The organism is Pseudomonas sp. RIT-562 (assembly GCF_026241895.1).
GTDB lineage: Bacteria > Pseudomonadota > Gammaproteobacteria > Pseudomonadales > Pseudomonadaceae > Aquipseudomonas > Aquipseudomonas mandelii_F.
Genome location: NZ_JAPJIV010000007.1, coordinates 253,837 through 260,244 on the forward strand (window position 1 = coordinate 253,837; position 6,408 = coordinate 260,244).

The following is a 6,408-nucleotide window of genomic DNA, read 5'->3' on the forward strand; positions in this document are numbered from 1 at the left end:
ACATGGCCGTGCAGGACCTGCTGTCCCAGGATGAGATCGATGCGCTGTTGCATGGCGTCGACGATGGTCTGGTACAGACCGACAATGCCGCCGAACCCGGCGCCGTCAAAAGCTACGACCTGACCAGCCAGGATCGGATCGTCCGCGGACGTATGCCGACCCTGGAAATGATCAACGAGCGTTTCGCGCGCTACACGCGTATCAGCATGTTCAACCTGCTGCGGCGCTCGGCGGACGTGGCGGTTGGTGGCGTGCAGGTGATGAAGTTCGGCGAATACGTGCACTCGTTGTACGTGCCGACCAGCCTCAACCTGGTCAAGATCAAGCCGTTGCGCGGCACCGCCTTGTTCATCCTCGATGCCAAGCTGGTGTTCAAGCTGGTGGACAACTTTTTCGGCGGCGACGGTCGCCACGCCAAGATTGAAGGGCGCGAATTCACTCCCACCGAACTGCGCGTGGTGCGCATGGTGCTGGAGCAGGCTTTCATCGACTTGAAAGAAGCCTGGCAGGCGATCATGGAAGTCAACTTCGAGTACATCAACTCCGAAGTGAACCCGGCCATGGCCAACATCGTCGGCCCGAGCGAGGCGATCGTGGTCTCGACTTTCCACATCGAACTCGATGGCGGTGGCGGCGACCTGCACATCACCATGCCGTACTCGATGATCGAGCCGGTGCGCGAAATGCTCGACGCCGGCTTCCAGTCGGACCTCGACGATCAGGACGAGCGCTGGGTCAATGCCCTGCGCCAGGACGTGATGGACGTCGACGTCCCGATCGGCGCTACCGTTGCCCGTCGCCAGTTGCGCCTGCGGGACATCCTGCACATGCAGCCCGGGGACATCATCCCGGTGGACATGCCGGAAACAATGATCATGCGCGCCAATGGCGTGCCTGCGTTCAAGGTCAAGATGGGCTCGCACAAAGGCAACCTCGCGTTGCAGGTGATCGAGCCGATCGAGCGCCGGTGATCGGCGTCTCACTTCGTTTTTAACTGACGGCGTCCATTCAAGATGGGCGCTCGCCGAGGACACATGATGGCTAACGATATGAATTCCCAGGACGACCAGGCACTGGCTGATGAATGGGCTGCGGCCCTGGAAGAATCCGGTGATGCCTCGCAGGACGAGATTGACGCGCTGCTGGCCGCTGATAGCGGCGGTTCGGCGTCCAATCGCCTGCAAATGGAAGAGTTCGGCGCCTCGCCGAAAAACCACGAGCAGGTGACGCTGGACGGTCCGAACCTGGACGTGATCCTCGATATCCCGGTGTCGATTTCCATGGAAGTGGGCAGCACCGATATCAACATCCGCAACCTGCTGCAGCTCAACCAGGGTTCGGTGATCGAGCTCGATCGTCTGGCCGGTGAGCCTCTGGACGTGCTGGTTAACGGCACGCTCATCGCCCACGGTGAAGTGGTGGTGGTCAACGAAAAGTTCGGCATCCGCCTGACGGACGTGATCAGCCCTAGCGAACGCATCAAGAAGCTGCGCTGAGTGAACAGGGTTCTGGGGTTCATATTGGCATTGCCCTTGAGCGCCCTGGCGGCCGAACCGGTGGCCACGGCGGCGCCGGCCGTGGGCAGCGGCGTGGCGGGGCAGTTGACCCAGCTGGTGTTCGGCTTGCTGCTGGTGCTGGGGTTGATCTTCTTCCTCGCCTGGCTGCTGCGTCGGGTGCAGCAGGCAGGTCCTGCGGGCAAAGGCCAGGTGATCGAGCTGATCGGCTCGCGCGCGCTCGGCCCGCGTGATCGGTTGATGCTGGTGCAGGTCGGTAACGAGCAGATCCTGCTTGGCCTGAGCCCTGGCACCATCACCGCCTTGCATGTGCTCAAGGAGCCGGTGCAGGTGCCGGCCAGTTCCGAAAAAGCCACCCCGGAGTTCGCCCTGCGCCTGATGGAGCTGATGGGCAAGGACCAGAAGGATAAGAAGTAATGGGTGCGCTACGCATCGTCTTGACGCTGGCTTTGCTGCTGGCTGCGCCACTCGCGTTCGCCGCGGATCCTTTGTCGATCCCGGCCATCACCCTCGGCACCAATGCCGATGGCGCGCAGGAATATTCGGTCAGCCTGCAGATCCTGCTGATCATGACGGCGCTGAGTTTCATCCCTGCGTTTGTCATGCTGATGACCAGCTTCACCCGGATCATCATCGTCTTCTCGATCCTGCGCCAGGCCCTGGGCTTGCAGCAGACTCCGTCGAACCAGATCCTCACGGGCATGGCCCTGTTCCTGACCATGTTCATCATGGCGCCGGTGTTCGACCGAGTGAACCAGGATGCCCTGCAGCCTTACCTGGCCGAGAAGCTTAGCGCCCAGGATGCCGTGGCGAAGGCCCAGGTGCCGATCAAGGACTTCATGCTGGCGCAGACTCGCAGCAGCGACCTGGAGCTGTTCATGCGCCTGTCCAAGCGCACCGACATCGCCACGCCGGATCAGGCGCCACTGACCATTCTGGTGCCGGCGTTCGTCACCTCCGAACTGAAGACCGCGTTCCAGATCGGCTTCATGATCTTCATTCCGTTCCTGATCATCGATCTGGTCGTGGCCAGTGTGCTGATGGCGATGGGTATGATGATGCTGTCGCCGCTGATCATTTCCCTGCCGTTCAAGATCATGCTGTTCGTGCTGGTGGATGGCTGGGCGTTGATCATCGGCACACTCGCCAGCAGCTTCGGTGGAGTGTCGCCATGACGCCGGAAGTAGCGGTAGATATCTTCCGTGAAGCGTTGTGGCTGACCACCATGATGGTGGCCGTGCTGGTGATTCCGAGCTTGCTGGTAGGCTTGCTGGTGGCGATGTTCCAGGCCGCGACCCAGATCAACGAACAGACTTTGAGCTTCCTGCCGCGCCTGCTGGTGATGCTGGTCACGCTGATCGTCGCCGGGCCCTGGCTGGTGCAGACCTTCATGGAATACATCCTGCAGCTGTACGGCAATATTCCCCAGGTCATTGGCTAAGCCATGCAGTCGCTGCTGCAACTGACCGATACCCAGATCAGCACCTGGGTCGCGACTTTCATGTTGCCGCTGTTTCGCGTCGGCGCACTGTTGATGGTCATGCCCATCGTCGGCACGACCCTGGTCCCCACGCGCGTGCGCCTGTACTTCACCCTGGCCATTACCGTCGTGATAGTCCCGGGCCTGCCGCCGATGCCGCCGGTCAATGCGCTGGACCTGAGTGCGCTGCTGCTGATTGCCGAGCAGATCATCATCGGCGCCGTGCTCGGGTTCGCCTTGCAGCTGTTTTTCCAGGCGTTCGTGGTGGCCGGGCAGATCGTCTCGATTCAGATGGGCATGGGCTTCGCCTCTATGGTCGACCCCACCAATGGCGTCTCGGTGGCGGTGATCGGGCAATTTTTCACCATGCTGGTCACGCTGCTGTTCCTGTCGATGAACGGCCACCTGGTGGTCTTCGAAATCCTCACGGAAAGCTTCACTACCTTGCCGGTCGGCAGTGGCCTGATGGTCACGCATTTCTGGGAGCTGGCGGGCAAGCTGGGCTGGGTCCTGGGTGCCGCGCTGCTGCTGGTATTGCCGGCGATCACTGCACTGTTGGTGGTCAACATCGCATTTGGCGTGATGACCCGGGCCGCGCCGCAGCTCAACATCTTCTCCATCGGTTTCCCGCTGACCCTGGTGCTCGGGCTGTTCATCGTCTGGGTCGGGCTGGCGGATATCATCAACCAGTACCAGCCACTGGCCTCCGAGGCTTTGCAGTGGTTGCGCGAATTGGCACGGGCGCGCTGAGTCATGGCAGAGAGCGAAAGCGGTCAGGACAAAACAGAAGACCCCACGGAGAAAAAGAAAAAGGACGCCCGGGAGAAGGGCGAGATTGCCCGTTCCAAGGAGCTCAACACCCTGGCGATCATGCTCGCCGGTGCCAGCGCGCTGCTGATTTTCGGCGGGGCATTGGCTCAGGAACTGATGGACCTGATGCGCCTGAATTTTTCGCTGTCGCGCGAGGTGATCCTCGACCAGCGCTCCATGGGCAGTTTCCTGCTGCATTCGGGGCTGATCGCCTTGCTGGCCATTCAGCCGGTGATGATCACCCTGTTGCTTGCGGCCCTGATCGGCCCGATTTCCCTGGGCGGCTGGTTGTTCTCCGCTGGCACCATGGCCCCCAAGTTCAGCCGCATGAACCCCGGCGCCGGGCTCAAGCGCATGTTCTCCTCCAAGGCGGTGGTGGAGCTGCTCAAGGCCCTGGCCAAGTTCTTCATCATCCTGTTCGTGGCCCTGGCCGTATTGTCTTCGGACATCGACGACCTGCTGCGCATCGCCCATGAACCGCTGGACATGGCGATTATCCATAGCCTGCAGGTGGTCGGTTGGAGCACGTTATGGATGGCCTGCGGCCTGATCATCATCGCGGCAGTGGACGTGCCGGTACAGCTGTGGGAAAGCGCCAAGAAACTGAAAATGACCAAGCAGGAAGTCCGCGACGAGCACAAGGACCAGGAAGGTCGGCCGGAGGTCAAACAGCGCATCCGCCAGCTGCAACGCGACATGTCCCAGCGTCGAATGATGGCGGCGATTCCCGATGCGGATGTGGTTATCACCAACCCGACTCACTACGCCGTGGCGCTCAAGTACGACCCGGACAAAGGCGGGGCGCCTATGCTGGTGGCCAAGGGCAGTGACTTCCTGGCGCTGAAGATGCGCGAAATCGCTGTGGCCAATAATGTGCTGCTGCTGGAGTCGCCGGCTTTGGCGCGGTCGATCTATTACTCGACGGAGCTGGAGCAGGAAATCCCTGGCGGCCTGTACCTCGCCGTGGCCCAGGTACTGGCCTACGTCTACCAGATTCGCCAATACAAGGCGGGCAAGGGCAAACGTCCGGATCCGCTGAAAGATGATCTGCCAATCCCACCGGACTTGCGCCGCGACTCCTGATTCAACGCCTGTAGCAGCTGCCGAGCCCGCGAGGCTGCGTTCGAGGACGCAGTCCTCGCCTCCCTGCCTTGCCTTGCCTTGCCGAAAAGCAATATCTATATAAGGCACAGACTCAATCCATCCCGATAGCCTGTAGCAGCGTTCATTAGCAGCCAAGGAGGGCGTGACTATGAAGCTTGTTGTGCATGTTGTTTTTGGACTAATCGCCTGCCTTTCACTGCCTGCATACGGCCACCTCGACGGTGCCTACTCTCACGATCCCAACGATCCGTTCACCGACAGATCGCAATGGATGAAAACAATCCGCGACGATGTCCAGCTGAGTGAAATGGCCCTGCCGGGCACTCATGACTCGGCGACGTTCCAAGTCACCTGGCTGCCGATTTTCAAGGATGTCGTCGAAACTCAAACACTCGGCTTCGACAAGCAGCTGGAATACGGGATTCGCGTGTTCGATTTGCGGCTTCGACGCACCGGCGATGCGTTGGCGATGCACCACGGTCCAGTCTTTCTGGACAAGATGCTGGGGCCTGCGCTGGAAGCGATTCAGCGGTTTCTTTTAGATAATCCCAGTGAAACTGTGTTGGTCAGGTTCAGAGATGAGTACGAGGAAGACTCAAACGTCAAACTGAGTCTGGAGCAGGTCTTTGCCAACTATATGCAGGTGTACAAAGCTATATACCTGAATGCACAAGATCCGAAAATTACACTGGGGCAGGCGCGTGGAAAATTTCTAGTGTTATCTGGGGATGGCCGGCTTGACAAATTTGGGCTGCGTTACAAGGACGAAGATATTTTTGATATTCAGGACGAGTACCCAATGAGCACGAACTGGGCGTTGCATGACAAGTACATCAAGATAAAACAACAGTTACACAAGGCTGCCGCTGGCAGTCGTGATGTTTTTTATGTGAACTACCTGTCGGCCAGTCACCGGTCGTTCCCTTATTTCGTTGCCAGCGGCCATGTCTCTCCTGGAACGGATGCGGCAAGGTTGTGGACAGGCCTGGTGGCCTTTGGGCACAGCGATCTCTATCCAAAATTTCCAAGGACAGGCTGTACGCTGGGGATGTGTCTGATCTCCTTCGAGGGCACGAACGTGCTGACGCGGGATGATCTGCAGGCGTTGAATGAGCAATCTACCCAGGTCAGGACCGTTGGTATTGTGATGGCGGACTTTCCAGGTGATTCGTTGATTGAGAGTATTGTTCGAAACAACTATAGGTGGGGGCATAATTTAGGCAAAGAGTGAGTTTATGTTAGATTTTTCGCCTTTGTGCACACTCTCAAATTTTCACTCGTAGTTCCGGCCTCATCGCGGGCAAGCCCGGCTCCTACAGGATTTTTTGTCAAACGCTGGTTATGTGGTTGCCACCGATCACTGTAGAGCCTGGCTTGCCAGCGATAACGTCGGCTCAGACGGCACACAACCCCTCTATTTCAACCCTGCGCTAAAGTTGGAAAGCTTCTTGCGGTACCCCCTCTGCGCCCGCTTCTGGCGTCAAAAGTTTGCTTTACAGG

The 6,408-nt window shown here is 59.1% G+C and carries 8 protein-coding genes; all 8 read left to right on the plus strand.

All coding sequences use genetic code 11. From position 1 onward, the window contains the following. Window positions 1-2: 2 nt before the first annotated feature. The 8 genes from fliM to ORL50_RS12140 all read left to right on the plus strand — a co-directional run bounded on the left by fliM (window position 3) and on the right by ORL50_RS12140 (window position 6,139). Window positions 3-971: a flagellar motor switch protein FliM gene (gene fliM / locus ORL50_RS12105; protein ID WP_247294234.1), complete on the plus strand. Its 969-nt coding sequence runs from the start codon at window positions 3-5 to the stop codon at window positions 969-971. A gap of 66 nt (window positions 972-1,037) precedes the next feature. Beyond that, a complete protein-coding gene (gene fliN / locus ORL50_RS12110) occupies window positions 1,038-1,496 on the plus strand; it encodes a flagellar motor switch protein FliN (protein WP_266014726.1) in 459 nt (152 codons plus the stop codon). Next, window positions 1,497-1,931 (plus strand): flagellar biosynthetic protein FliO, encoded by a 435-nt coding sequence (fliO, locus tag ORL50_RS12115; RefSeq protein ID WP_266014732.1) that lies wholly within the window; start codon window positions 1,497-1,499, stop codon window positions 1,929-1,931. Further along, window positions 1,931-2,689, plus strand: coding sequence for a flagellar type III secretion system pore protein FliP (gene fliP, locus ORL50_RS12120; protein WP_266014735.1), 759 nt, complete (start codon window positions 1,931-1,933; stop codon window positions 2,687-2,689). The genes fliO and fliP overlap by 1 nt, the downstream gene beginning before the upstream one ends. Then, window positions 2,686-2,955 (plus strand): flagellar biosynthesis protein FliQ, encoded by a 270-nt coding sequence (fliQ, locus tag ORL50_RS12125; RefSeq protein WP_010456946.1) that lies wholly within the window; start codon window positions 2,686-2,688, stop codon window positions 2,953-2,955. The genes fliP and fliQ overlap by 4 nt, the downstream gene beginning before the upstream one ends. Before the next feature lie 3 nt (window positions 2,956-2,958). Then, a complete protein-coding gene (fliR, locus tag ORL50_RS12130) occupies window positions 2,959-3,744 on the plus strand; it encodes a flagellar biosynthetic protein FliR (RefSeq protein ID WP_266014761.1) in 786 nt (261 codons plus the stop codon). A 3-nt stretch (window positions 3,745-3,747) separates the two neighbouring features. Next, window positions 3,748-4,887, plus strand: coding sequence for a flagellar biosynthesis protein FlhB (gene flhB / locus ORL50_RS12135; protein ID WP_266014764.1), 1,140 nt, complete (start codon window positions 3,748-3,750; stop codon window positions 4,885-4,887). A 169-nt stretch (window positions 4,888-5,056) separates the two neighbouring features. Beyond that, window positions 5,057-6,139: a phosphatidylinositol-specific phospholipase C domain-containing protein gene (locus ORL50_RS12140; RefSeq protein ID WP_266014767.1), complete on the plus strand. Its 1,083-nt coding sequence runs from the start codon at window positions 5,057-5,059 to the stop codon at window positions 6,137-6,139. Window positions 6,140-6,408: the final 269 nt, after the last annotated feature.

Excerpts from the sequence above, each read along its gene's own strand:
- fliM (WP_247294234.1), top strand. The coding sequence starts at position 3 with ATGGCCGTGCAGGACCTGCTGTCCCAGGATGAGATCGATGCGCTGTTG.
- fliN (WP_266014726.1), top strand. The coding sequence starts at position 1,038 with ATGGCTAACGATATGAATTCCCAGGACGACCAGGCACTGGCTGATGAA.
- fliP (WP_266014735.1), top strand. The coding sequence starts at position 1,931 with ATGGGTGCGCTACGCATCGTCTTGACGCTGGCTTTGCTGCTGGCTGCG.
- fliQ (WP_010456946.1), top strand. The coding sequence starts at position 2,686 with ATGACGCCGGAAGTAGCGGTAGATATCTTCCGTGAAGCGTTGTGGCTG.
- fliR (WP_266014761.1), top strand. The coding sequence starts at position 2,959 with ATGCAGTCGCTGCTGCAACTGACCGATACCCAGATCAGCACCTGGGTC.
- flhB (WP_266014764.1), top strand. The coding sequence starts at position 3,748 with ATGGCAGAGAGCGAAAGCGGTCAGGACAAAACAGAAGACCCCACGGAG.
- ORL50_RS12140 (WP_266014767.1), top strand. The coding sequence starts at position 5,057 with ATGAAGCTTGTTGTGCATGTTGTTTTTGGACTAATCGCCTGCCTTTCA.